This is a genomic window from Enterobacter sp. SGAir0187 (assembly GCF_002952735.2).
Taxonomy (GTDB): domain Bacteria; phylum Pseudomonadota; class Gammaproteobacteria; order Enterobacterales; family Enterobacteriaceae; genus Enterobacter; species Enterobacter quasiroggenkampii.
The window spans coordinates 3,452,349-3,476,792 of the sequence record NZ_CP025034.2; the positions used below are offsets into that span (position 1 = coordinate 3,452,349).

21 protein-coding genes are annotated in these 24,444 nt (G+C 56.1%); 13 read left to right on the forward strand and 8 right to left on the reverse strand.

Features of this window, described 5'->3' with window-relative positions; translation table 11 throughout:
- Nucleotides 1-10 precede the first annotated feature (10 nt).
- Nucleotides 11-1,240: an amino acid permease gene (locus tag CWR52_RS16695; RefSeq protein ID WP_045909904.1), complete on the reverse strand. Its 1,230-nt coding sequence runs from the start codon at nucleotides 1,238-1,240 to the stop codon at nucleotides 11-13.
- Between the two features lie 119 nt (nucleotides 1,241-1,359).
- Nucleotides 1,360-1,821: a multidrug/biocide efflux PACE transporter gene (locus CWR52_RS16700; protein WP_104950175.1), complete on the reverse strand. Its 462-nt coding sequence runs from the start codon at nucleotides 1,819-1,821 to the stop codon at nucleotides 1,360-1,362.
- A gap of 105 nt (nucleotides 1,822-1,926) precedes the next feature.
- Between CWR52_RS16700 and CWR52_RS16705 the strand changes: the two genes are divergently transcribed.
- The 7 genes from CWR52_RS16705 to CWR52_RS16735 all read left to right on the forward strand — a co-directional run bounded on the left by CWR52_RS16705 (nucleotide 1,927) and on the right by CWR52_RS16735 (nucleotide 9,813).
- Entirely contained in the window at nucleotides 1,927-2,793 is an 867-nt protein-coding gene (locus tag CWR52_RS16705) for a LysR family transcriptional regulator (protein WP_104950176.1), read from the forward strand.
- A 93-nt stretch (nucleotides 2,794-2,886) separates the two neighbouring features.
- The gene (locus tag CWR52_RS16710; RefSeq protein WP_045415627.1) at nucleotides 2,887-4,065 is read left to right on the forward strand and encodes an acetyl-CoA C-acetyltransferase; all 1,179 of its coding nucleotides are present in this window, start codon (nucleotides 2,887-2,889) and stop codon (nucleotides 4,063-4,065) included.
- Between the two features lie 234 nt (nucleotides 4,066-4,299).
- Entirely contained in the window at nucleotides 4,300-5,136 is an 837-nt protein-coding gene (kduI, locus tag CWR52_RS16715; RefSeq protein WP_045909902.1) for a 5-dehydro-4-deoxy-D-glucuronate isomerase, read from the forward strand.
- Nucleotides 5,137-5,199: 63 nt separating this feature from the next.
- The gene (kduD, locus tag CWR52_RS16720) at nucleotides 5,200-5,961 is read left to right on the forward strand and encodes a 2-dehydro-3-deoxy-D-gluconate 5-dehydrogenase KduD (RefSeq protein ID WP_048224726.1); all 762 of its coding nucleotides are present in this window, start codon (nucleotides 5,200-5,202) and stop codon (nucleotides 5,959-5,961) included.
- Nucleotides 5,962-6,273: 312 nt separating this feature from the next.
- The gene (araE, locus tag CWR52_RS16725; RefSeq protein WP_104950177.1) at nucleotides 6,274-7,689 is read left to right on the forward strand and encodes an arabinose-proton symporter AraE; all 1,416 of its coding nucleotides are present in this window, start codon (nucleotides 6,274-6,276) and stop codon (nucleotides 7,687-7,689) included.
- Between the two features lie 216 nt (nucleotides 7,690-7,905).
- A complete protein-coding gene (wzz(fepE), locus tag CWR52_RS16730; protein ID WP_104950178.1) occupies nucleotides 7,906-9,030 on the forward strand; it encodes an LPS O-antigen length regulator Wzz(fepE) in 1,125 nt (374 codons plus the stop codon).
- 90 nt (nucleotides 9,031-9,120) lie between these two features.
- Nucleotides 9,121-9,813: an aspartate/glutamate racemase gene (locus tag CWR52_RS16735; protein WP_104950179.1), complete on the forward strand. Its 693-nt coding sequence runs from the start codon at nucleotides 9,121-9,123 to the stop codon at nucleotides 9,811-9,813.
- Here CWR52_RS16735 and CWR52_RS16740 read toward each other — a convergent pair.
- Nucleotides 9,808-10,734: a LysR family transcriptional regulator gene (locus CWR52_RS16740; RefSeq protein WP_104950180.1), complete on the reverse strand. Its 927-nt coding sequence runs from the start codon at nucleotides 10,732-10,734 to the stop codon at nucleotides 9,808-9,810. The genes CWR52_RS16735 and CWR52_RS16740 overlap by 6 nt on opposite strands.
- Nucleotides 10,735-10,855: 121 nt before the next feature.
- Between CWR52_RS16740 and lysA the strand changes: the two genes are divergently transcribed.
- Nucleotides 10,856-12,118: a diaminopimelate decarboxylase gene (gene lysA / locus CWR52_RS16745; RefSeq protein ID WP_104950181.1), complete on the forward strand. Its 1,263-nt coding sequence runs from the start codon at nucleotides 10,856-10,858 to the stop codon at nucleotides 12,116-12,118.
- Here the strand turns inward: lysA and CWR52_RS16750 are convergent.
- Nucleotides 12,088-13,125 carry a LacI family DNA-binding transcriptional regulator gene (locus CWR52_RS16750; RefSeq protein ID WP_104950182.1) on the reverse strand — a complete coding sequence of 346 codons (1,038 nt, stop codon included), beginning with the start codon at nucleotides 13,123-13,125 and terminating at the stop codon, nucleotides 12,088-12,090. The genes lysA and CWR52_RS16750 overlap by 31 nt on opposite strands.
- A 220-nt stretch (nucleotides 13,126-13,345) precedes the next feature.
- Between CWR52_RS16750 and CWR52_RS16755 the strand changes: the two genes are divergently transcribed.
- Nucleotides 13,346-13,831 (forward strand): GNAT family N-acetyltransferase, encoded by a 486-nt coding sequence (locus CWR52_RS16755; RefSeq protein WP_104950183.1) that lies wholly within the window; start codon nucleotides 13,346-13,348, stop codon nucleotides 13,829-13,831.
- Here the strand turns inward: CWR52_RS16755 and galR are convergent.
- On the reverse strand, nucleotides 13,792-14,808 hold the full coding sequence (galR, locus tag CWR52_RS16760) for an HTH-type transcriptional regulator GalR (RefSeq protein WP_104950184.1): 1,017 nt from the start codon (nucleotides 14,806-14,808) through the stop codon (nucleotides 13,792-13,794). The two genes, CWR52_RS16755 and galR, sit on opposite strands and share 40 nt — an antisense overlap.
- Before the next feature lie 425 nt (nucleotides 14,809-15,233).
- Between galR and aas the strand changes: the two genes are divergently transcribed.
- Nucleotides 15,234-17,393 carry a bifunctional acyl-ACP--phospholipid O-acyltransferase/long-chain-fatty-acid--ACP ligase gene (gene aas, locus CWR52_RS16765; protein WP_104950185.1) on the forward strand — a complete coding sequence of 720 codons (2,160 nt, stop codon included), beginning with the start codon at nucleotides 15,234-15,236 and terminating at the stop codon, nucleotides 17,391-17,393.
- Nucleotides 17,386-18,579 carry a lysophospholipid transporter LplT gene (lplT, locus tag CWR52_RS16770; protein WP_104950186.1) on the forward strand — a complete coding sequence of 398 codons (1,194 nt, stop codon included), beginning with the start codon at nucleotides 17,386-17,388 and terminating at the stop codon, nucleotides 18,577-18,579. The genes aas and lplT overlap by 8 nt, the downstream gene beginning before the upstream one ends.
- 93 nt (nucleotides 18,580-18,672) lie before the next feature.
- Here the strand turns inward: lplT and CWR52_RS16775 are convergent, their stop codons facing one another.
- The 3 genes from CWR52_RS16775 to mutH all read right to left on the reverse strand — a co-directional run bounded on the left by CWR52_RS16775 (nucleotide 18,673) and on the right by mutH (nucleotide 20,884).
- On the reverse strand, nucleotides 18,673-19,713 hold the full coding sequence (locus CWR52_RS16775; RefSeq protein WP_023309049.1) for an NADP(H)-dependent aldo-keto reductase: 1,041 nt from the start codon (nucleotides 19,711-19,713) through the stop codon (nucleotides 18,673-18,675).
- Between the two features lie 131 nt (nucleotides 19,714-19,844).
- Nucleotides 19,845-20,063: a YgdI/YgdR family lipoprotein gene (locus CWR52_RS16780; protein ID WP_008499668.1), complete on the reverse strand. Its 219-nt coding sequence runs from the start codon at nucleotides 20,061-20,063 to the stop codon at nucleotides 19,845-19,847.
- Between the two features lie 128 nt (nucleotides 20,064-20,191).
- The gene (mutH, locus tag CWR52_RS16785; protein WP_104950187.1) at nucleotides 20,192-20,884 is read right to left on the reverse strand and encodes a DNA mismatch repair endonuclease MutH; all 693 of its coding nucleotides are present in this window, start codon (nucleotides 20,882-20,884) and stop codon (nucleotides 20,192-20,194) included.
- 683 nt (nucleotides 20,885-21,567) lie between these two features.
- On the opposite strand from mutH, the gene rppH reads away from it, so the two are divergent.
- Nucleotides 21,568-22,098, forward strand: coding sequence for an RNA pyrophosphohydrolase (rppH, locus tag CWR52_RS16790; protein WP_013098553.1), 531 nt, complete (start codon nucleotides 21,568-21,570; stop codon nucleotides 22,096-22,098).
- A 12-nt stretch (nucleotides 22,099-22,110) separates the two neighbouring features.
- A complete protein-coding gene (gene ptsP / locus CWR52_RS16795) occupies nucleotides 22,111-24,357 on the forward strand; it encodes a phosphoenolpyruvate--protein phosphotransferase (protein ID WP_069720004.1) in 2,247 nt (748 codons plus the stop codon).
- Nucleotides 24,358-24,444 lie beyond the last annotated feature (87 nt).

Here is a 24,444-nt window from a genome sequence, read left to right on the forward strand (position 1 = left end):
CAAAGGGGAATTAGCCGACAAACATCACCGACACGCACAGCACCCCGACGATCAGCGTCAGCAGGTTGCCAATGGAGCGGTACGGTTTCAGGGAGGGGATCAGATACGTCGACAGCGTCGGCATGATAAACAGGATCATGGCGATAAGTGGGCCGCTGATGGCGTAAATCATCGAAATGGCGTTCGGGTTAATGCAGCAAACGGCAAAGGTGATTAACGACACCCCCATAATGGAAATCGCGCGGTTAAAGGCGCGGCTCTTTTTCACCCCCACCTGATTCAGCGACGACTTCACGATCTCCGTCGCCCCTTCAATCACCCCAAAATAGGTGCCGAGGAACGATTTCGACATCGCAATTATCGCCACGACAATCCCGGAAATGCCCAGCCACGCCGGTGAAGAGGGCATCATCGACAGCGCGGACAGGATCGTCACCCCTTCCTCTTTGGCGGCCACAATGTACGACGGCGGAATAGAGAGCAGGCAGCTGAAGACAAAGAACAGCACGCTCAGGCAGATAATCAGGTACGCCACCTTCATGATTTTCTTGCATTTATCCATGGCGCCGTCGCCAAATTTCTCGCGACGGTCAACGGCAAACGTGGAGATAATCGGGGTATGGCTGAACGCAAATACCATCACCGGAATCGAAATCCAGACCTGGTGCAGCGTGTGGCGATCGACGGCCATCTGGCTGGTCAGCAGCGAGGGCTGCCAGCTGCCGATCAGGTAGAGCGAGACAAACAGGAAATAGGCAATCAGCGGAAACACCAGGAAGCCCATCACTTTTATCGTGATATGCCGTCCCATCAGGAAGATCAGATTCAGGACCAGCACCACGCCCAGGCTGACCAGCACGCGAACGGCGGTATCTACCGTCAGGTGTTTTCCCAGTTGCTCGGTTAACGAGTTGGTGATGGCCACCGCATAAATCTGCACCACCACAAAGAAGGCGATGAAATAGAGCGTGGTGATCAGGTTGCCGATCTTCCGGCCGTAATAGTGCGAAACGGCGCCGGTGATCCCTTCGTTGCCTTTTGTTTTCGACGAGAGGATAAATTGCGCCAGCGCTTTGTGCGGCCAGTAGGTTAAGGGATAGGCCACGAGGGCGGTAATAAACAGGACGATTGCGCCTGCGGAGCCCAGCTGAATGGGCAGGAAGAGCGTTCCTGCGCCCACGGCCGTGCCGTAGAGAGCGAAACTCCAGAGAGTCTCATCTTTTGACCAAATTTTCGACATTAGAGCAACGTATCAACTATCAAACCATCAGAATGGCGTGCAATTTACCATAGTTATGCCTTAAGAGCGCAGTTGCTTCGAAGACGTCCGGCCGGAACGGGCGTCCGGCCAGAAGGCGTTTAGCCTGCCAGGGCGCGTCGTTGCTGGCGGCGCTTAAGAAATTTCTCGCGAAGGCAATCGTACACCCAGTTATAGAATAGGGTGTACGGCAGGAAGAACAGGAAGAAACCTATTTCCAGCGTGAATGCCTGCAGCAGGGTGACGCCCAGCACGGCGGCGACAATCGATACGCCAATCACAATAAACCCGCATTCGAACCCCAGCGCATGCAGCGCACGCACTTTTGCCGTACGTTTGACGCGCTGAACGGGCCAGAAACGGTCGAAGCCGAAGTTATAAATAATGTTCCACAGCATGGCGGTGGTCGCCAGAATAATGGTCAACCCCCCCATTTCCACCACGGAACGCTGCATGAGCCACGCCGCCGTAGGGGCGAGGATCGCCGTCGCAATCCCTTCAAAACAGACAGCATGAAAGATCCGCTCCGGCAGTTTACGTTGGAGTGCATCCTGATGTTGCATAGCGATAGACCTCGTTAATTCGCCGGTATGGGCGGTGATGTGGCCTATTTTCATCGCTAAAGCTGATATATTAAAGATAGTATCCATCGCTAAAGTAGATAGGTTATGCGCTATTCACCCGAAGCCCTTACCGCATATGTCGAGACCGTTGCGGCAGGCTCTTTCTCTGCGGCCGCACGCCGGCTGCGTAAAAGCCAGTCGACGGTCAGCACGTCCATTGCCCATTTTGAAGCCGACCTGGGCTTCGAGCTGTTTGACCGCTCGGCACGCCAGCCGGTGTTAACGGCCCAGGGGGAACAGGTGCTGGGCTATGTGCAGGCTATTCTCGCCGCCAGCACGCGGCTGGATGAGCTGGCGGTGTCGCTATCGGCGCAAACGGAGGCGCGTCTGACGTTTGTCCTTTCTGATACCCTCAACCCGGACGTGCTGGAAGAGATGATGAAACAGTTTGACGCGCGCTTTCCCCATACGGAATTCGAATGTCTGATTGGCGAGGAGGAGGACGTGATCGATCTCCTGCAAAAGGAGCGCGCGCAGATTGGCCTTACCGAGGCGCGAGACGGTTATCCTACGGATATCGGCGCTATCCGGCTGCCGATGCAGACCCGCATGGCGATCTATGTCGCGACCACGCATCCGCTCGCCGGACAACATGACGTTCAGCGTGACGAGCTGCACGGCTGGCGAGAGCTGCGGCTGAGCACCTATCTTGAGCGCGAGGCGGAGATCGCGCGCGGGCCCGTCTGGTCAGCCCCGAATTACCTGTTACTCTTGAGTATGGCGGTACAGGGATTTGGCTGGTGCGTCTTGCCGTGCGCGCTGGTGGAGGAATTTGCCGCCGCGAAATCCCTGGTACAGCTCAATGTTCCCGGCTGGCCGCGGGCGATCGGCATCGATCTGCTGTGGAATAAACGATCCCCTCCCGGCGTTGCCGGAAGCTGGCTGCGGCAGTATCTGCAGGATGCACGCTGATCCTTGTGATTAAACTCACTATTTTTAAACAATTAAGATAATTGCCAGTAACAATCCTCTACTATCGTCATGTCATTTAACACAGAGGTCGTGATGAAAGATGTCGTAATAGTGGGTGCGTTGCGTACAGCTATCGGCTGTTTTCAGGGAGCGCTTGCGCGTCACTCGGCGGTTGACCTGGGGAGCGTGGTGGTGAAAGCGCTCGTGGAACGTAGCGGGATCGCAGCACATGAAGTTGACGAGGTGATTCTGGGACAGGTCCTCACGGCCGGTGCCGGGCAAAACCCTGCGCGTCAGGCGGCGCTGAAGGGCGGGCTGCCCAATACCGTCTCCGCTATCACCATCAACGACGTCTGTGGTTCAGGATTAAAAGCGCTGCATCTCGCGACGCAGGCCATTCAGTGTGGTGAAGCGGACGTGATCATTGCGGGCGGGCAGGAGAATATGAGCCGTGCGCCGCACGTGTTGACCGACAGCCGCACCGGCGCACAGCTGGGCAACAGTCAGCTGCTCGACAGCCTGGTGCATGACGGCCTGTGGGATGCCTTCAATGACTATCATATGGGCGTGACGGCGGAAAATCTGGCGCGCGAGTACGGTATCAGCCGTGAGGTGCAGGACGCTTATGCCCTGAGCTCGCAGCAAAAAGCGCGTGCGGCGATTGATTCCGGTCGTTTTCGCGACGAAATTGTCCCGGTCAGCGCGCTGCGTCAGAACGGCGAGGTGATGGTTGTGGATACCGATGAACAGCCGCGCACCGACGCCAGCGCTGAAGGGCTGGCCAGGCTGAATCCTGCTTTTGAAATGCAGGGTTCGGTGACGGCGGGAAACGCCTCTTCCATTAACGACGGCGCTGCCGCCGTCATGATGATGAGCGAAAGCAAAGCCCTCGAACTCGATCTTCCCGTGCTGGCCCGCATTAAGGCATTTGCCAGCGTGGGGGTTGATCCTGCGCTAATGGGGATCGCGCCGGTCTACGCCACCCGTCGCTGTCTGGAGCGTGCGGGATGGCAGCTTTCTGATGTGGATCTGATCGAAGTGAACGAAGCCTATGCTGCGCAGGCGATCTCCGTCGGAAAAATGCTGGAGTGGGATCCGCTGCGGGTTAACGTGAACGGTGGGGCGATCGCGCTGGGGCATCCGATCGGGGCGTCCGGCTGCCGGATCCTGGTTTCGCTGGTCCACGAAATGAAAAAGCGCAATGCCCGCAAAGGGATTGCCACGCTCTGTATCGGCGGCGGGCAAGGGGTGGCGCTGGCCATCGAACGCTAACTTTTCCTCATTGAGAAAACCTCCTCCGGGAGGTTTTTTGTGCCCTTTTTCTCCCGTCGGTTTAATTGTGATCCGAACATCATTTCCGTTATAAACAAAAATAAAAAATGAAACGTTGTTTTAAATGTAATTGAAAAGCTCACTTTATGCCGATAGTATGTGCTTATTATGAAAAACGGAACGCTGTTTCGTTTTACTTCCCGCCTTCGGGCATGACCACATCTGGAGGTTACCGTGGACGTCAGAGAAAGCATCCACAGCGCGCACGCCAAAACGCTGGATACTCAGGGGCTGCGCAAGGCATTTTTAGTCGAGCAGATATTCGAGGCCGACAGGTACACCATGGTTTACAGCCATATCGACCGCATTATTGTGGGCGGCATTATGCCCGTCACGAAAACCGTCTCCGTGGGCGGCGAGGTCGGTAAACAGCTGGGCGTAAATTATTTCCTCGAGCGTCGCGAGCTGGGGGTGATTAACATTGGCGGGCCGGGCACCATCACCGTGGACGGACAGTGCTATGAGATTGGCCATCGCGAGGCACTGTACGTGGGTAAAGGGGCGAAAGACGTGGTCTTTGCCAGCATCGACGCCAGCAAGCCTGCGAAGTTTTACTACAACTGTGCGCCGGCTCACACCACCTGTCCAACCAAAAAAGTGACCACGGCAGACGTCGCGCCCGTGACGCTGGGCGACAACCTCACCAGCAACCGCCGCACCATCAATAAATACTTCGTGCCGGACGTGCTGGAGACCTGTCAGCTCAGCATGGGGTTGACCGAGCTTGCGCCGGGGAATCTGTGGAACACCATGCCGTGCCATACCCACGAGCGCCGCATGGAAGTCTACTTCTACTTCAACATGGATGAGGACGCCTGTGTGTTCCACATGATGGGACAGCCGCAGGAAACGCGCCATATCGTGATGCACAACGAGCAGGCGGTGATTTCGCCGAGCTGGTCTATTCACTCCGGCGTTGGGACAAAAGCCTACACCTTTATCTGGGGAATGGTGGGCGAAAACCAGGTCTTTGATGATATGGACCATGTTGCGGTCAGCGATCTGCGCTAGTTGCGGGCGGTGAAGCATAAACCTGCCTGTGAGTGACAGGCTCTGAAAGAGTAAGGAATAAACATGATTCTGGATGCATTCTCTCTGCAGGGGAAAGTGGCGGTGGTTTCCGGATGTGATACCGGGCTGGGTCAGGGGATGGCGTTAGGCCTGGCAGAAGCGGGCTGCGATATCGTCGGGATTAATATCGTTGAACCGACGGAAACCATCGAACGCGTGACGGCGCTGGGTCGCCGTTTCCTGAGCCTGACCGCCGACCTGCGTAAAATCGATGCCATTCCTGAACTGCTGGATCGCGCGGTGGCGGAATTCGGCCATATCGACATTCTGGTCAACAACGCCGGGCTGATTCGCCGTGAAGATGCGATCAACTTCAGTGAACGCGACTGGGATGACGTGATGGATTTGAACATCAAGAGCGTATTTTTCATGTCCCAGGCGGCGGCAAAGCACTTTATCGCCCAGGGGAACGGCGGCAAGATCGTGAATATTGCCTCCATGCTCTCATTCCAGGGCGGTATCCGCGTGCCGTCTTACACCGCGTCCAAAAGCGCCGTGATGGGCGTGACCCGCCTGCTGGCGAACGAATGGGCGAAGCATAATATTAATGTGAATGCCATTGCGCCGGGTTACATGGCGACCAATAACACCCAGCAGCTGCGTGCAGACGAGCAGCGTAGCGCGGAAATCCTCGACCGCATTCCGGCGGGGCGCTGGGGGCTTCCGCGCGATCTGATGGGGCCGGTGGTCTTTCTGGCCTCGTCGGCATCGGACTATATCAACGGCTACACCGTGGCGGTCGATGGCGGCTGGCTGGCACGTTAACTCTACCTGCATGACGAACCTCTGCCCTCGGGTGGAGGTTTTTTTGGCTAAAAATTGCCATTATCCATATGACATAAGATGAAAAATCCATACAGAAAATTCATAAATGATACGTATCACATTTTTATTGCTTAAATATTAGGTAATTAATAAAAAACGGTGTGATTTCAGCATTAGTTGAAATTGTAATGTCCATCACAGATCGTGATGCCATAGCGAAATAATCCATATCTTCACGAATTCCCGCCTGACACTTTTCTTCACTATCTCGTAATTTCATTTAACGAATTTTGCTGTTGAGGCAGGAAAAATATGACATCTATAAATGACTCTACCCTAATGCCCGCTGCGCTGCGCGATACCCGGCGCATGAATCAGTTTGTCTCCATTGCCGCTGCCGTGGCGGGCCTGTTATTTGGACTGGATATTGGCGTCATTGCCGGTGCATTACCGTTTATTACCGATCACTTTACCCTGAGCAGCCGCCTGCAGGAGTGGGTGGTGAGCAGCATGATGCTCGGCGCGGCCATCGGCGCGCTGTTTAACGGCTGGCTCTCGTTTCGTCTGGGGCGCAAATACAGCCTGATGGCCGGGGCGATTCTGTTTGTCGCTGGCTCCATTGGCTCCGCGTTTGCCGCAAACGTTGAGGTTCTACTGCTTTCCCGCGTGCTGCTGGGCGTGGCGGTGGGGATTGCCTCCTATACGGCACCGCTTTATCTCTCCGAAATGGCGAGTGAGAACGTGCGCGGGAAAATGATCAGCATGTATCAGCTTATGGTCACGCTGGGTATTGTGCTGGCGTTCCTGTCTGACACGTACTTCAGCTACAGCGGCAACTGGCGCGCAATGCTCGGCGTGCTGGCGCTGCCAGCGGTGGTGCTGATTGTCTTAGTGATTTTCCTGCCGAACAGCCCGCGCTGGCTGGCGCAAAAAGGGCGCCACGTGGAAGCAGAAGAGGTGCTGCGTATGCTGCGCGATACCTCCGAAAAAGCCCGCGAAGAACTGAACGAGATCCGCGAAAGCCTGAAGCTGAAGCAGGGGGGCTGGGCGTTGTTTAAGATCAATCGCAACGTGCGCCGGGCGGTCTTCCTCGGCATGTTGCTGCAGGCGATGCAGCAGTTCACCGGCATGAACATCATCATGTACTACGCGCCGCGCATATTCAAAATGGCCGGGTTCACCACCACGGAGCAGCAGATGATTGCGACCCTGGTGGTCGGGCTGACCTTCATGTTCGCCACCTTTATTGCCGTGTTCACCGTGGACAAAGCCGGCCGCAAACCGGCGCTGAAAATTGGCTTCAGCGTGATGGCGCTCGGCACGCTGATCCTCGGCTACTGCCTGATGCAGTTTGATAACGGCACGGCCTCCAGCGGACTTTCCTGGCTTTCTGTCGGAATGACCATGATGTGTATCGCAGGCTACGCGATGAGCGCCGCGCCGGTAGTGTGGATCCTGTGCTCCGAAATCCAGCCGCTTAAATGCCGTGACTTTGGCATCACCTGCTCCACGACCACCAACTGGGTGTCGAACATGATCATCGGTGCGACCTTCCTGACGCTGCTGGACGCGATTGGCGCCGCGGGAACGTTCTGGCTCTATACGGCGCTGAACGTAGCCTTTATTGGCATCACGTTCTGGCTGATCCCGGAAACTAAAGGCGTGACGCTGGAACATATCGAGCGCAAGCTGATGGCCGGGGAGAAACTGCGGAACATCGGCGAGTAAACGTAGTGCCCCTTTAAGTTTAAGCGCTTACAAAGTATGCCGAAAGGGCAAAGGTGGCGCTTAACCAGAATAATTACGCAGTGAAATTGTCTACCAATTTTGGCAGGGGAGAGTTAAATCATAAGAATTGAACTTAGGATAATTCTTAATGTGCTGTATCATCGGGCCACCTCTAACGTTTGAGCAAAGATGCAGGGCATCCTAAAAATAATTCATATGTCTGAGATAGATATCAAAAAAAATAGCGATCTTGATTTCCCCCATTATGCCCCCCCGGCTATTCACGCTAAAGAGATAGATCTTTTAGGCCTATTAGGGGTTCTTCTCGCGGCGAAAAAACGCATCGTCGCGGTTACTTTCGCGTTTGCACTGATTGGTCTCGCCATTTCATTTTTACTGCCGCAGAAGTGGACCAGTAAAGCGGTGATCACCCAGGCGGAACAATCGCAGTGGAACCCCCTGCGTCAGATGCTGGTGGCACTTCAGGTGCTTGACGTAGACGCGCAGATTACCCGCCCGGAAGTCTTTGACCTGTTTATTAAAAAGTTTCAGTCGCAGTCGTTGCTCGAGGAGTACCTGAAATCTTCCCCTTACGTGATGGCGCAACTTAAAGAGGCCGAGGTGGATCCGCTTGAGCTTCATCGGGCGATAGTGAACATCTCGGACCGAATGAAAGCGGCAAATGACGCTCAGGGAAAAGACGCGGATAAAGCGCCTTACGTTTCCTGGACGTTAAGCTTTACTGCGCCGACGGCAGCCGATGCGCAAGCCGTCCTGTCGGGATACATCGATTATATCGCGGCTATTGTTGAAAAAGAGACGGTGCAGAATATCCGCAACCAAATCGCCCTGAAAACGAACGTTGTTGAGCAGCAGCTGGAACTGGATCGTGTTCGTCTGACCAATGTTCACAATACCAACCTGCAGCGACTGAATTATTCCCTGGAAGTGGCGAATGCCGCAGGCATTAAGAAGCCGGTCTACAGCAACGGGCAGGCGGTAAAAGACGATCCGGACTATTCCGTTTCGCTCGGTGCTGACGGCATCGCGCAAAAGCTGCAGATTGAAAAAAACCTCAGGGACGTGACCGAGCTGAATGCGGATTTCCAGAACCGGGAATACCATCTCGCGCAGCTGAAAAAGCTCTCCTTTGCAGACGTTAAGCTTGAGCCATTCATGTATCAGCTCTCTCCTTCCATGCCGGTGAAAAAGGATGGCCCGGGCAAGGCTCTGATTGTCGTTCTGGCGGCGCTCCTGGGTGGACTGTTTGCCTGCGGCAGCGTTTTGCTGCGCGAGGCGATGCTCAGCCGTAACCCGCTCCCCGAACCGGTGACGGAATAAACCCCGCAGTTCAAAAAGGCGCTGATTAAAGCGCCTTTTTTTATGTGCATCGGTTGTGTTACAAAAAGAGAGCGAAGATAAGGAGGGATGATGAAAACGATCGGCCTGTTAGGGGGGATGAGCTGGGAATCGACAATTCCTTATTATCGCCTGATTAACGAAGGGGTGAAGCAGCGTCTGGGCGGTCTGCACTCCGCAAGTCTGCTGCTACATAGCGTGGATTTCCATGAAATCGAAGCCTGCCAGTCGAGCGGCGAGTGGGATAAAGCCGGGGAGATCCTGGTCCAGGCGGCGCTCGGGCTTGAGCGGGCCGGCGCCGAGGGGATAGTGCTGTGTACCAATACCATGCACAAAGTGGCATCGCATATTGAGAACCGCTGCTCGCTGCCGTTCCTGCATATTGCTGACGCGACCGGGCGTGCAATTGCGGTATCCGGGATGCGCCGCGTAGCGCTGCTGGGCACACGCTACACCATGGAGCAGGATTTCTACCGCGGGCGCTTACGCAGCGAGTTTGGGATCGAAAGCCTGATCCCGGAAGAAGAAGACCGGGCGCGCATTAATCAGATTATCTTTGACGAGCTCTGTCTCGGCACCTTCAGCGAAAGCTCTCGCGCCTTCTACGTCAGCGTCATCGAAAAACTCGCGCAGCAGGGAGCCGAAGGGGTGATCTTTGGCTGCACGGAGATCGGTTTGCTGGTACCCGTTGAGCGAAGCCCTCTCCCGGTATTTGATACCACCGCTATCCATGCTGCGGATGCCGTGGTGTTTATGTTGTCATAATGGATCCTGCAGGTCAGGCAAGCGAAGCGCCACCTGACGTGCATGCTCAATCATGTGTTCTGTAAAAGCCTCCACTAGCGCGGAAGCCGGGCGGTGAAGGGGGCGGATCAGGCTCACGGTGAACGGGACGGATACGCTAAAACGGCGGGTGACGATCCCGCTTCCGGCATAGTCCAGCGCCGTGAGCGGGTTAACCACCGCGACGCCCACGCCCGCCCGCACCATTGCGCAAATCGACGCCGCGCTGTGCGTTTCCACCACCATTCGCCGTTTGACCTGATGCTCGGCAAACAGCGTATCCAGCAGCTGTCTGTAGCTGTCGGTCTGCGACAGGCTAATGTAGTTTTCCCCGTGAAAATCCTCCGGCGTGAGCACCGCCTTACCGGCAAGCCGATGCCTGGCGGGCAAAACGCACACTTCATCTAATGAGATCAATTCCGTGCGCGCCGTTCCCGCTGGCGTGGAGAGGGTTTCAGTCAGGCCTAAATCGTGACGCTGCGCCGAAAGCCACTCTTCAAGCAGGGGAGACTCCTGCGGCACGATGGTGAGGCTGACCTCCGGGTAGCGGGCCAGAAAGGGCTGCAGCAGCATCGGCAAAAAGGATTGCGAAAACACGGGCAGGCAGACGATCGACAGCTCGCCCTGGCGAAACTCGCGCAGGCTTTCCGCGGCACTCACTATTCTGTCCAGCCCGTACCAGGAGCGCTGGACTTCCTCAAACAGACGTAACCCCTGTACCGTCGGGTGAAGCCTGCCCCGGGTGCGTTCGAACAGCTTCAGCCCCAGCACTTTCTCGAAGCGGGCCAGCTCGCGGCTTACCGTCGGCTGCGAGGTATGCAGCATCTGTGCCGCTTCGGTGAGATTACCGGTAGTCATCACAGCGTGGAAAATCTCGATATGGCGTAAATTGACGGCGGGCATAGGGCACCTGAAAGCAGAGACGTTTCCATATCATTTTTGCATAGACTCGCGATAAAACGATATTTTTTATTCTCTTTGCGCTGTGGCGTAATCATCAAAACGCATTTATCCGGAGAAGACCATGCCACGCCCGCTGAACCAGACTGATACCGATTTGAACGCCGACAACCTGCTGCGCCTGCCTGCCGAGTTTGGCTGCCCGGTGTGGGTCTACGACGCGCAGATCGTCCGCGAGAAGATCGCCGCCCTGCATCAGTTCGACGTGGTGCGTTTTGCCCAGAAGGCCTGCTCCAATATTCATATTCTGCGCCTGATGCGCGAGCAGGGTGTGAAGGTGGACTCCGTTTCACTCGGCGAAATCGAGCGCGCGCTGGCGGCCGGATACGATCCGAAAGCCGACGGCGAGGCGATCGTCTTTACCGCCGATGTGATCGACGATGCGACGCTGGCACGCGTTCACGAGCTGCAAATCCCGGTGAATGCCGGTTCTGTGGATATGCTGGAGCAGCTGGGTCAGGTTTCTCCCGGCCATCGCGTCTGGCTGCGTGTGAACCCGGGCTTTGGTCATGGCCACAGCCAAAAAACCAATACCGGCGGCGAAAACAGCAAGCACGGAATCTGGTATGCCGACATGCCTGCCGCGCTGGAGGTATTACAGCGCTACAGCCTGAAGCTGGTGGGCATTCATATGCACATTGGCTCTGGGGTGGATTACGGCCACCTGGAACAGGTGTGCGGCGCGATGGTGCGTCAGGTTGTCGACTTCGGTCAGGATCTGGAGGCGATCTCTGCGGGCGGCGGTCTCTCCATTCCTTATCGCGAAGGGGAAGAGGCGATCGATACCGATCACTATTACGGTCTGTGGAGCGCCGCGCGCGATCAAATCGCAGCGCATCTTGGCCACGCGGTAAAACTGGAAATTGAGCCGGGCCGTTTCCTGGTGGCGGAAGCCGGTGTGCTGGTTTCGCAGGTGCGCAGCGTGAAGGAGATGGGGTCTCGCCATTTCGTACTGATTGACGCGGGCTTTAACGACCTGATGCGTCCGTCCATGTACGGTAGCTATCACCACATTACCGCCCTGGCTGCCGACGGCCGCGATTTAACGCAGGCGCCGCGCGTTGAGACGGTCGTTGCGGGGCCGCTGTGCGAATCGGGTGACGTGTTTACCCAGCAGGAGGGCGGTAAAGTAGAAACCCGCGCGCTGCCAGAGGTCAAACCGGGTGATTATCTTGTGCTGCACGACACCGGTGCCTACGGGGCGTCTATGTCCTCTAACTACAATAGCCGCCCGCTGCTGCCGGAAGTGCTGTTTGATAACGGCAAGGCGCGGCTGATCCGCCGTCGCCAGACCATTCAGGAACTGCTGGCTTTAGAACTCATCTGAGTAAAGTAGGGCCCGGTGGTGACCGAATCGCGTAAGACCAGCGTGCCGGTAAACGGCGGGATGGCATCGACCGGCTGGTTTCTTGCCAGCCGGATCGCCTGATCGATGGCGGTGACAATCATATTGTCGATGGGCAGATAAACCGATGAGAGTGCAGGCTCCAGCCATTTCGCGCTAGGGGCATCGTCAAAGCCGAACAGTGAAATATCCAGCGGGATTTTAAGCCCCGCCTGGTGTAACGCTTTGGACGCGCCCAGCGCCATATCGTCGTTACAGGCAAACAGGGCGCTAAACGATACACCGTCGGCAATCAATTCCTTGCACAGCTCATATCCCCCGGTCATTCCCGCATCGCCGTACTTAATCCGACGTTCGTCCAGACGGATGCCGTGCTTTTCCAGCGCCTTGCGATAGCCCATCAGCCTCGCTTTTCCGGTTGGGGTATGGATCGGGACGGTGATACAGGCGATCTCCCGATGCCCCTGTTCGATCAGATAATCCACAGCCTTAAATGCGGCATCCTGCTGTTCGAAGAACACGCAGCGATCCGGCGCCTGGCTCACTTCACGGTTAATGACCACCAGCGGTGTTTTTACGGTGTTCATCAGTTTGATGATCGCTTTTTCGCTCATATAGCGCGTATAAAGCACGATGGCATCGCACTGGCGATCGGCCAGCATCTGCACCGCCTGTTCTTCCTGTTCCGGCGCGTCGTGACCGTCGGTGACGATCAGCTGTTTCCCGTGGGTTTCCGTCTGCCGCGACGCCTGCTGGAGAAGGCGGCCAAAGTAAAAGCCGTCGAAGGTCGAGACGACCAGACCAATGCTGTTGCTGGTCTGGTTAGCCAGCGAGCGTGCGAGAAAGTTCGGCCGATAGCCCAGCTCTTCCATCGCAGCAAACACCTGCTGACGCGTACTCTCTTTAACCTGACCCGTGCCGTTCAGCACGCGCGATACCGTGGCCTTCGACACGCCCGCGCGCAGTGAGACATCCAGCATTGTTGCCATTCTACATTCCTGCTTCCACGTAATGATCTGCAGTTTAACACAGAGCTTACGCCGTATAAGCGATGCGGGAAGCGCAAAAATTCCGCCACGATCACGCTTTTTGGTAACGATTCGTCAGGCCTGCCTGAAGTCAAACTAAATAGTCTGACTCTGGTAAAATAATCGCCAATCGAGCTGGAGGTGTCAGGCCAGCCCATTAATGAAAATACGCAGGTGAAACGTGAAAAAGACAGTTATCCTCCCGCTCTACGATGCACCGCAGTATGCTGAGCAGGTTACCGACTGGATCTGGCAGGCCTTTGGCGAAGGGCTTCCCCGGGAGTTTTTCCACAGTATTGTTGAGCACAGCCAGACGCCGGGGGCATTACCGCTGACGTTTATTGCCGTTGAGGACGAAAAGCTTCTTGGTACGGTGGGGCTCTGGCGCTGCGATTTGATCACCCGACAGGATCTCTGTCCGTGGCTGGCGGCGCTGTACGTTGACGACGCGGCGCGAGGCAAGGGGCTGGCGGGAGAACTTCAGCGGCATGTTATCGCTTACGCCGCGCAGTCCGGGTATGAGGAACTCCATCTCTGGTCTGCCTGCCGCGACTTCTACGAACGTTACGGCTGGCAGTATATCGGTGATGGGCTGGAATACCCCAACTCGCGGGTGCATCTCTACCGTTATTCGCTCTGCGCTTCTGCAGGCGACGCAACGGAGTGACGACGGACCAGCGTCGGGCTAAACAGATGCGTTATTTCCGGCGGCTGACGCTGTTCAGCCAGCGCGAGTGCCAGCTCGGCGGCCTGCGTTGCCATGGTGATGATAGGGTAGCGCACGGTGGTCAGCCGCGGGCGAACGTAGCGGGAGACCAGCACGTCGTCGAAGCCAATCAGCGAAATTTTGGCCGGTACCTCAATCCCGTTGTCATTCAACACCCCCATCGCCCCTGCGGCCATGGAGTCGTTATAGCTGGCAACCGCCGTGAAATTCCGTCCGCGACCCAGCAGCTCGGTCATGGCCTGTTCACCGCCGCTCTCATCCGGTTCGCCGTAGGCCACCAGACGGTCATTACACGGCAGCCCATTTTCACGCAGGGCGTCGTAGTAGCCCTGCAGGCGATCCTCCGCATCGGAAATCGGGTGATTGGAACAGAGATAGCCAATCCGGGTATGGCCCTGCTGAATCAGGTGCCGCGTGGCAAGCCAGGCGCCGTAGCGGTCGTCGAGGGCCACACAGCGTTTCTCAAAGCCGGGAATGATTCGGTTGATAATCACCATTCCGGGCATCTGCTTCATCAGGTGAATCAGTTCGGCATCCGGGATCATTTTGGCGTGAACCACCAGCGCCGCGCAGCGGTGGCGGATCAGCTGTTCAATGGCCTGGCGTTCCTTTTGTTCGTTATGATAGCCATTGCCGATCAGCAAAAAATTGCCTGTCTGATAAGACACCTGTTCAACCGCTTTCACCATGGCGCCGAAAAAGGGATCGGAAACATCCCCCACCACCAGCCCGATGGTTTCTGTGGACTGCTGGGCGAGCGCGCGGGCATTGGCATTGGGATGATAGTTCAGGGATTCCATGGCGCTTTGTACCGCCTGGCGTGATGCGTCACTGGCTTTTGGGGAGTCGTTAATCACACGGGAGACGGTTGCCACCGACACACCTGCCAGACGGGCCACATCCTTTATTGTCGCCATTCATTACCTTCTTATTGGGGGTAAGCGTTTACACACCAAATAGTGTTGCGGAAAAGCGGCGCGCATTCAAGGGGAGCGGATTTCCGCTCTCCACAAACGTGACGCAGCACACCCCTGGCGGTGTAATCGTTACACGCGCAGTCATGTCTGAAGAATGTCAATCTGAACCTTTGGTTACACTTTGCCTCAGGCTGTTGCGATTGTCCGATGGCGAGGATGTTAATGAGATTGATACAGTTGAGATCCCAGAGGTATTGATTGGTGAGAATTCTTAGTACGGTTTCGTACTCATCTCTTGCACCAACCTGCGCGGATGCGCAGGTTTTTTTTCGCCTCCACTTTTGCTGTCGCTCCCGTATCACTTCTCGTGTAATCTGCCACCATTTACTATCGACCCTCCACACTGGCTGGCAAAGGGAGTTGAGATGCTATTTGGGTTCTTCCGTACACTGTTCCGTATTCTCTTTCGCATCCGCGTCACTGGCGATGCCCGGGCGCTTCGCGGCGAACGCGTTCTTATCACACCAAACCATGTTTCCTTTATAGACGGCATTCTGCTGGCGCTGTTTTTGCCCGTGCGCCCGGTGTTTGCGGTGTATACCTCCATCAGCCAGCAGTGGTACATGCGCTGGCTCACGCCGTTGATTGATTTTGTCCCGCTCGACCCGACAAAACCGATGATGATTAAACATCTGGTACGCCTGGTCGAGCAGGGGCGCCCGGTGGTCATTTTCCCGGAAGGGCGTATCTCCGTGACCGGTTCGCTGATGAAAATCTACGACGGCGCGGGGTTTGTCGCGGCGAAGTCAAAAGCAACCGTGGTGCCGCTGCGTATTGAAGGCGCGGAGCTGACCCATTTCAGCCGTCTCAAGGGGCTGGTGAAGCAGCGTCTGTTCCCCAAAATCACGCTGCATATCCTGCCGCCAACGTCGTTACCGATGCCCGACGCGCCGCGTGCCCGCGATCGCCGTAAAATCGCCGGGGAAATGCTGCATCAGATTATGATGGAAGCGCGTATGGCCGTGCGCCCGCGCGAAACGCTGTACGAATCCCTGCTTTCCGCACAGTACCGCTATGGCGCGAAGAAAAACTGCATCGAAGACATCAACTTTACCCCGGATACTTATCGCAAACTGCTGACCAAGACCCTGTTTGTGGGCCGTATTCTGGAGAAGTACAGCAAAAAAGGCGAAAAGATTGGCCTGATGCTGCCTAACGCGGGCATCAGCGCGGCGGTGATTTTCGGCGCGGTTTCCCGGGGCCGGATCCCGGCGATGATGAACTACACGGCGGGCGTGAAGGGGCTGACCAGCGCCATTACTGCCGCTCAGATTAATACCGTCTTTACCTCCCGTCAGTTTCTGGACAAAGGCAAGCTCTGGCACCTTCCCGAGCAGCTCACCCAGGTGCGCTGGGTCTTCCTGGAGGACTTGAAAGCGGACGTGACCACTGGCGACAAGCTGTGGATTTTTGCGCATCTGCTGGTGCCGCGTCTGGCGCAGGTCAAACAGCAGCCGGAAGATGACGCCATTATCCTCTTCACGTCGGGATCTGAGGGCAACCCGAAAGGCGTCGTCCACAGCCACAAGAGCATTCTGGCGAACGTTGAGCAAATTAAAAGCATCGCCGACTTTACCGCGAACGACCGCTTTATGTCGGCGCTGCCGCTGTTCCACTCCTTTGGCCTGACGGTGGGGCTGTTCACGCCGCTCCTGACCGGCGCAGAAGTGTTCCTCTACCCGAGCCCGCTGCATTACCGCATTGTGCCGGAGCTGGTGTATGACCGTAACTGTACCGTTCTGTTCGGGACCTCAACCTTCCTGGGGAACTATGCGCGCTTCGCCAATCCGTATGATTTTTATCGCGTGCGGTATGTGGTGGCTGGCGCGGAAAAATTGCAGGAGAGCACGCGCCAGATCTGGCAGGACAAGTTTGGCCTGCGCATCCTCGAAGGCTATGGCGTGACCGAGTGTGCGCCCGTGGTCTCGATTAACGTGCCGATGGCGGCGAAACCGGGCACGGTTGGCCGAATTCTGCCGGGGATGGACGCGCGTCTGCTGGCGGTGCCGGGCATTGAGGACGGGGGCCGTCTGCAGCTGAAAGGGCCAAACGTGATGAACGGGTATCTGCGCGTGGAAAACCCGGGCGTGCTGGAAGCGCCGACGGCGGAAAATGTCAACGGCGAGGTTGAAACCGGCTGGTACGACACCGGGGATATCGTCCGTTTCGATGAACAGGGCTTTGTACAGATTCAGGGGCGCGCGAAACGCTTCGCCAAAATCGCCGGTGAAATGGTCTCTCTGGAAATGGTGGAGCAACTGGCGACGGCCGTGTCAGCCGAGAAGATGCACGCCACGGTCGTGAAGAGCGATGCCAGCAAAGGCGAGGCGCTGGTGCTGTTTACGACCGACGGTGAGCTGAAGCGCGACAGGTTACTGAGCTATGCGCGTGAACACGGTATTCCTGAACTGGCCGTGCCGCGCGATATTCGCTACCTGAAACAGCTCCCGGTACTGGGGAGCGGAAAACCCGATTTCGTGACCCTGAAAGGCATGGTTGAAGAGGCGGAACAGCAAAATGCGTGAGTCAGTACACACTAACACATCCCTCAGATCGAAAGGCATGATGGCCGTAATCGCCGCGCAGTTTCTCTCTGCGTTCGGTGATAACGCGCTGCTGTTTGCCACGCTGGCGCTGCTGAAAGCCGAGTTTTACCCCGACTGGAGTCAGCCGATCCTGCAGATGGTGTTTGTGGGCGCTTACATTATTTTTGCTCCATTTGTGGGGCAGGTGGCGGACAGCTTCCCGAAAGGCCGGGTAATGATGTTTGCCAACGGCCTCAAGCTGCTGGGTGCTGCCAGCATTTGCTTTGGCTTTAATCCGTTTATTGGCTACACGCTGGTGGGCATCGGTGCTGCCGCCTACTCCCCGGCGAAGTACGGCATTCTCGGCGAGCTGACCACCGGTGATAAGCTGGTCAAAGCCAATGGTCTGATGGAGTCATCCACTATTGCCGCTATCCTGATTGGCTCCGTTGCGGGCGGCGTGCTGGCCGACTGGCATGTGCTGGCGGCCCTGAGCGTGTGTGCGGTGGTGTATGGTGGGGCGGTCGTGGCGAACCTGTTTATTCCGAAGCTGCCTGCGGCTCGCCCGGGCCAGTCCTGGCGATTTAAACCGATGACCGGCAGTTTCTTTACCGCTTGCCGCGTGCTGTGGCGTAACGGTGAAACGCGTTTCTCCCTGATGGGGACCAGCATGTTCTGGGGCGCGGGCGTCACCCTGCGCTTCCTGCTGGTCCTGTGGGTGCCGGTGGCGCTGGGCATTACTGACAATGCGACGCCAACCTATCTTAATGCGATGGTGGCCATCGGCATTGTGGTTGGGGCGGGCGCGGCGGCGAAGCTGGTGACGCTGGAGACGGTTGCACGCTGCATGCCCGCCGGGATCCTGATTGGCGTCGTGGTGCTTATCTTCTCGCTGCAGCATGCGTTATTGCCCGCGTATGCCCTCCTCATCCTGATTGGTATTCTGGGGGGCTTCTTCGTGGTGCCGCTGAATGCGTTACTGCAGGAGCGGGGCAAGCAGACCGTCGGGGCAGGCAATGCGATTGCGGTACAAAACCTGGGTGAAAACCTGGCAATGCTGTTAATGCTGGGGCTCTACTCGCTGGCGGTAAAAGTGGGTGTGCCGGTGGTCGGGATTGGCGTCGGGTTTGGCGGGCTGTTTGCGATTGCGATTGCGGGTTTGTGGATGTGGCAACGTCGCCGTTGATAAGTGCGGCCTGATGCCCTCACCCCGGCCCTCTCCCACAGGGAGAGGGAGCAAACCCTAAAAACGGCAACGTGCGTTGCCGTTTTGCTTTTATTACGGTGCAGGATACGTATAAACCTGATGCACCGCTTCAATCTCCGCTAACACCTCTTCACTCAGGTTCAGATGGAAACTCTCAATATTGGTTTTCAGCTGTTCCATCGTGGTTGCGCCCAGCAGGGTACTGGCAACAAACGGCTGACGACGCACGAAGGCCAGCGCCATCTGCGCAGGGTCAAGACCGTGACGCTTCGCGATATCCACATAAGCGGCAACGGCTTTCTGCGTCTGCTCGCCGCTGTAGCGGGTGAAGCGGCTAAAGAGGGTGTTACGCGCCCCGGCCGGTTTCGCGCCGTTCAGGTATTTCCCCGTCAGCGTACCGAAGCCGAGACAGGAGTAAGCAAGCAGTTCCACTTCTTCATATTGCGTCACTTCGGCCAGACCCACTTCATAGCTGCGGTTAAGCAGGCTGTACGGGTTCTGAATAGTCACGATACGAGGCAGATCGTGCTTATCCGCCAGGTGCAGATAGCGCATGACCCCAAAGGCCGTTTCGTTAGACACGCCAATGTAGCGGATTTTTCCCGCGCGCTGGCATTCGGTCAGCGCTTCCAGCGTTTCCAGCAGCGTCACCGCGGGGGCGCTCTCATTCCAGCTGTACCCGAGCTTGCCAAAGCAGTTGGTTGGCCGTTGCGGCCAGTGTACCTGGTACAGGTCGAGATAGTCGGTTTGCAGGCGCTTGAGGCTGGCGTCCAGCGCGGCGCGGATATTTTTGCGATCGAGGATCTGGTTCGGGCGGATCCCCGTATCGTTGTTGCGCGCGGGGCCGCTGACTTTGGAGGCAATCACCAGCTTTTCACGGTTGCCGCGTTTTGCCAGCCAGTTACCGACGTAGGTTTCGGTAAGTCCCTGCGTTTCCGGACGGGGCGGAACAGGGTACATCTCTGCGACATCAATCAGGTTAATGCCCTGGCTGACGGCATAATCGAGTTGTGCATGGGCATCGGCTTCGCTGTTTTGTTCACCAAATGTCATCGTGCCCAACCCCAGTTGGCTAATTTCCAGTGCGCTGTGGGGGATACGGTGATAATGCATAGCCGGCTTCCTCAGTAGACATATAAACCGCGTCAGGGCGTACCCGACAAAGGAATATAAACATGGCAGAGGGGAAGCAAAAGGGGAAGAAAAAAATCAAAAAGGTCAGCAAGCGACTGACCTCTCTCTGATTATCGCTCGATAATTTGTGATACTTCGTCGCGATTGATCTGCATTTTATTGCCTTCCTGGTCGCGGTAGCTGACCAGGCCGGTATCATCGTCGACTTCGGGTTTACCGTCGGTCAGGATCATTCGACCATCTTTTGTCGCCATGACGTAATCGCTGCTACAGCCCGATACGGCAAACGCTAAACCGACTGCTGACACTAATACTGCCCATTTTTTCATCGTTATCGTCCTCATCTGGCTTGTATCAAATCATAATCTAGTATTAACCCGATATGGCGACTTGAGGAAGCGGTAAAATCTTAAAAAGCAGTCGATTATGTTTGAGAGCTCTCAAAATAAGTAAAAAACTATGTTTTCAACAGGAAATGACGTGCGAGTAGTGCACCGGTGAAATTCTTTTTGAGATAAAAACCGCGCGGCAACGTCAGTATCGGCTCACCCTGTGCGCCGATGGCCTCGGTAAGGGCTTTACTGTTGGCTGCTTTTGGGCGCAGCTGTAATACCTCTCCGTGTCGGGCGGTAATGCGCTCAACTTGCCCAAGAACAATCATGTCCATCAGCTCCTCCCAGTCCAGACGCAGCTGATGCTCTTCATTCTCGTCCGGGCTCCAGAGCAGCGGCGCGCCAACGCGACGGTCGGCCAGGGGGATCTGTCGCTCGCCTTCAACCGGTACCCACAACACGCGCTTCAGCTTGTGACGAACGTGGCTGGTTTCCCACGTTACGCCGGTATTGCCGGTTAATGGCGCAACGCAGACAAAGGTGGTCTCAAGCGGCTTGCCCTGGCGGTCTACAGGAATGGTTTTTAGCTCCACGCCAAGGGCTGCAAAATCTTGCTCAGGTTTGCTCCCTGCGCTGGCACCCAGCCATAGCTCCAGCAGCATGCCGATCCAGCCTTTATCCCGTTTCAGATCCTTCGGGATCGAAAGCCCGGCCATTGCTGCCAGCTCGCCAAGCGAAAAACCGGCCAGACGCTGTGCCTGCAGTAGCAACTGGCTCTCGCTGGACGGTGGTGAGCCCAAGGGTGTAAGCGGATGCATGACGGTAACCTTTTGATTAAAAAATAAACGAAGAAATTGTCCCCTGTGGATAGAGTTTAACTTTTTCTGTACCAATATGACATCTCTATGATTTATAGGTTTTTTTATTGGTCTGAAATCGTTTCGCCTGGGTGGAAAAAGCGGTTGTTCAAATCTGGTCACTGACAATGAACAGGATCTTACACCATGTTATCCACAGAAAAATGGGATAACTGGGCATAACCCTGACTACTGTTTCCATTTACAGCCTTGACGTGCGATGAAAATCGAATTTTCACACAAATTGTGACTAACTTATTGGCACAATCTGTGGATAAAACCGACGCTGTTCGATCTTTCATCAGCACGACGATCCCTGGTGTGACGATCGTCACGCTATTCAGTTTTTTGTTTACGTAAATGCATCTAACTCTATGAATATAATCATGTTAATGAATGCGAGTAAAAGAGGGTGTACGACGGTCGTTGAGGTTGTTCATCGGTAATCAGACACTTCTTCACAACTATATCCACAGAAAAGGTGAATAAAATTCCCTTCGCTGTCGCTCATCTGTTTATAACTCAGCACTTATTTGTGAGTTATTCAATTGTTATTAGGTTGCAGGCCTGTAAGAGAGTGGTTTACCGCCTCCCTGTAGTGTGAAACAATCATTCATATATAAGGTTTAGTTTGGGGTAGTCCGGTGATTGATGACGATGGCTACCGCCCGAACGTAGGAATAGTAATTTGTAATCGTCAGGGCCAGGTGATGTGGGCCCGTCGATATGGTCAACACTCCTGGCAGTTCCCGCAAGGCGGGATCAATCCGGGAGAGTCCCCAGAACAAGCGATGTACCGGGAGCTTTTTGAAGAGGTCGGTTTGAGCCGAAAAGATGTTCGCATCCTGGCTTCGACCCGCAACTGGTTGCGTTACAAGTTACCGAAACGTTTGGTGCGTTGGGACACAAAGCCGGTTTGTATCGGCCAGAAACAGAAGTGGTTTCTGTTGCAGTTGGTGGGCAACGATTCAGACATCAATATGCAAACCAGCAGTACGCCGGAGTTTGATGGCTGGCGCTGGGTGAGCTATTGGTATCCTGTTCGTCAGGTCGTGTCATTTAAGCGCGATGTTTACCGTAGGGTGATGAAAGAGTTTGCAAGTGTGGTGATGCAGCTTCAGGAGATCCCGCCTAAGCCGCAGAGCGCACCTGCCTGGCGACGTAAAAGAGGTTAAGCTACGCAAATCATGCTCACCCGCTTGCGAGAAATAGTCGAGAAGGTGGCCAGCGCGCCGCGTCTGAACGAGGCGTTGAATATTCTGGTCACCGACATCTGTCTTGCGATGGAGACCGAGGTCTGTTCGGTGTATCTGGCCGACCACGATCGGCGCTGCTATTACCTGATGGCGACCCGTGGTTTGAAAAAACCACGTGGACGCACCGTAACGCTCGCATTTGATGAAGGTATCGTGGGTCTGGTTGGGCGACTGGCTGAACCCATTAACCTTGCTGACGCGCAAAAACACCCCAGCTTTAAATACATCCCCTCCGTAAAAGAAGAGCGCTTCCGCGCTTTCCTTGGCGTGCCGATTATCCAGCGTCGTCAGCTGCTCGGCGTGCTGGTTGTCCAGCAGCGTGAGCTACGTCAGTACGACGAAAGCGAGGAGTCTTTCCTCGTCACGCTGGCCACGCAGATGGCGGCTATCCTCTCTCAGTCTCAGCTTGCCGCGCTCTTTGGTCAGTATCGCCATACGCGCATTCGTGCCCTTCCGGCATCGCCAGGCGTGGCGATCGCTGAAGGCTGGATGGACGCCACGCTGCCGTTAATGGAGCAGGTTTACGAAGCCTCAACGCTTGATGAAGCGCTGGAGCGCGAGCGTCTCACCGCCGCGCTGGAAGAGGCGGCGAATGAGTTTCGTCGTTACAGCAAGCGTTTTGCCGCAGGCGCGCAAAAAGAGACGGCGGCCATCTTCGACCTCTATTCGCACCTGCTCTCCGATGCGCGTCTGCGTCGCGAGCTTTTTGCGGAGGTGGATAAAGGCTCGGTCGCGGAGTGGGCGGTTAAGAAGGTCATCGAAAAATTTGCCGACCAGTTTGCGGCGCTGACCGACGGTTACCTGAAAGAGCGGGCAGGGGATCTGCGCGCTCTGGGGCAGCGCCTGCTGTTCCATCTGGATGACACCATTCAGGGCCCGAATGCCTGGCCAAAACGGTTTGTTCTGGTCGCCGACGAACTCTCGGCAACGACGCTGGCTGAACTGCCGCAGGACAGGCTGGCCGGTGTGGTGGTACGCGATGGTGCCGCCAACTCACACGCCGCCATTATGGTGCGCGCGCTGGGCATCCCTACCGTTATGGGGGCGGACATTCAGCCGTCGGTGCTGCACCGACGTACGCTGGTGGTCGACGGCTATCGCGGTGAGCTGCTGGTCGATCCTGAGCCGGTTCTGCTCCAGGAATACCAGCGTCTTATCAGCGAAGAGAATGAATTAAGCAAGCTGGCGGAAGATGAGGTTAACCTGCCCGCCCAGCTTAAGAGCGGTGAGCGGATCAAAGTCATGCTCAACGCCGGTTTAAGCCCTGAGCATGAAGAAAAGCTGGGCAGCCGCATCGACGGCATTGGCCTGTACCGTACTGAAATCCCGTTCATGCTGCAGAGCGGTTTCCCCTCTGAAGAGGAGCAGGTGGCGCAGTATCAGGGTATGCTGCAGATGTTTAACGACAAACCTGTCACCCTGCGAACCCTGGACGTCGGGGCGGATAAACAGCTGCCCTATATGCCGATCAGCGAAGAAAACCCGTGCCTGGGCTGGCGTGGGATCCGCATTACGCTCGATCAGCCGGAGATCTTCCTGATCCAGGTGCGCGCGATGCTGCGCGCCAACGCGGCGACGGGCAATCTCAGCATCTTACTTCCGATGGTCACCAGCATTGATGAGATCGACGAGTCCCGGCGACTGATCGAACGTGCTGGCCGTGAAGTGGAAGAGATGATCGGCTATGCGATCCCGAAACCGCGGATTGGGGTCATGCTTGAAGTGCCTTCGATGGTCTTTATGCTGCCGCAGCTGGCAAACCGCGTTGATTTTATCTCTGTCGGCACCAACGACCTGACGCAATATATTCTGGCCGTCGACCGTAACAATACCCGCGTCGCCAGTATCTACGATAGCCTGCATCCGGCGATTATTCGCGCCTTAGCGATGATTGCCCGAGAAGCGGAGCAGTACGGCATTGATTTACGCCTGTGTGGTGAAATGGCCGGGGATTCCATGTGCGTTGCGATCCTGATTGGTCTGGGGTACCGCCATCTGTCAATGAACGGCCGGGCCGTCGCACGCGTGAAGTATCTTTTGCGCCATATCGACATCGATGATGCCCGCGAGCTGGCAGAACGCAGCCTTGAGGCGCAGCTGGCTGCTGAGGTTCGCCACCAGGTCGCGGCGTTTATGGAACGACGCGGTATGGGCGGCCTGATCCGCGGCGGCCGCTAATCATCTTTCTGCCTCTCCCTCTGGGCTGAGGGTTCCCCACAAAATAATACCTGCACGGACAACCCCCTCTCCCTTGAGGGAGAGGGC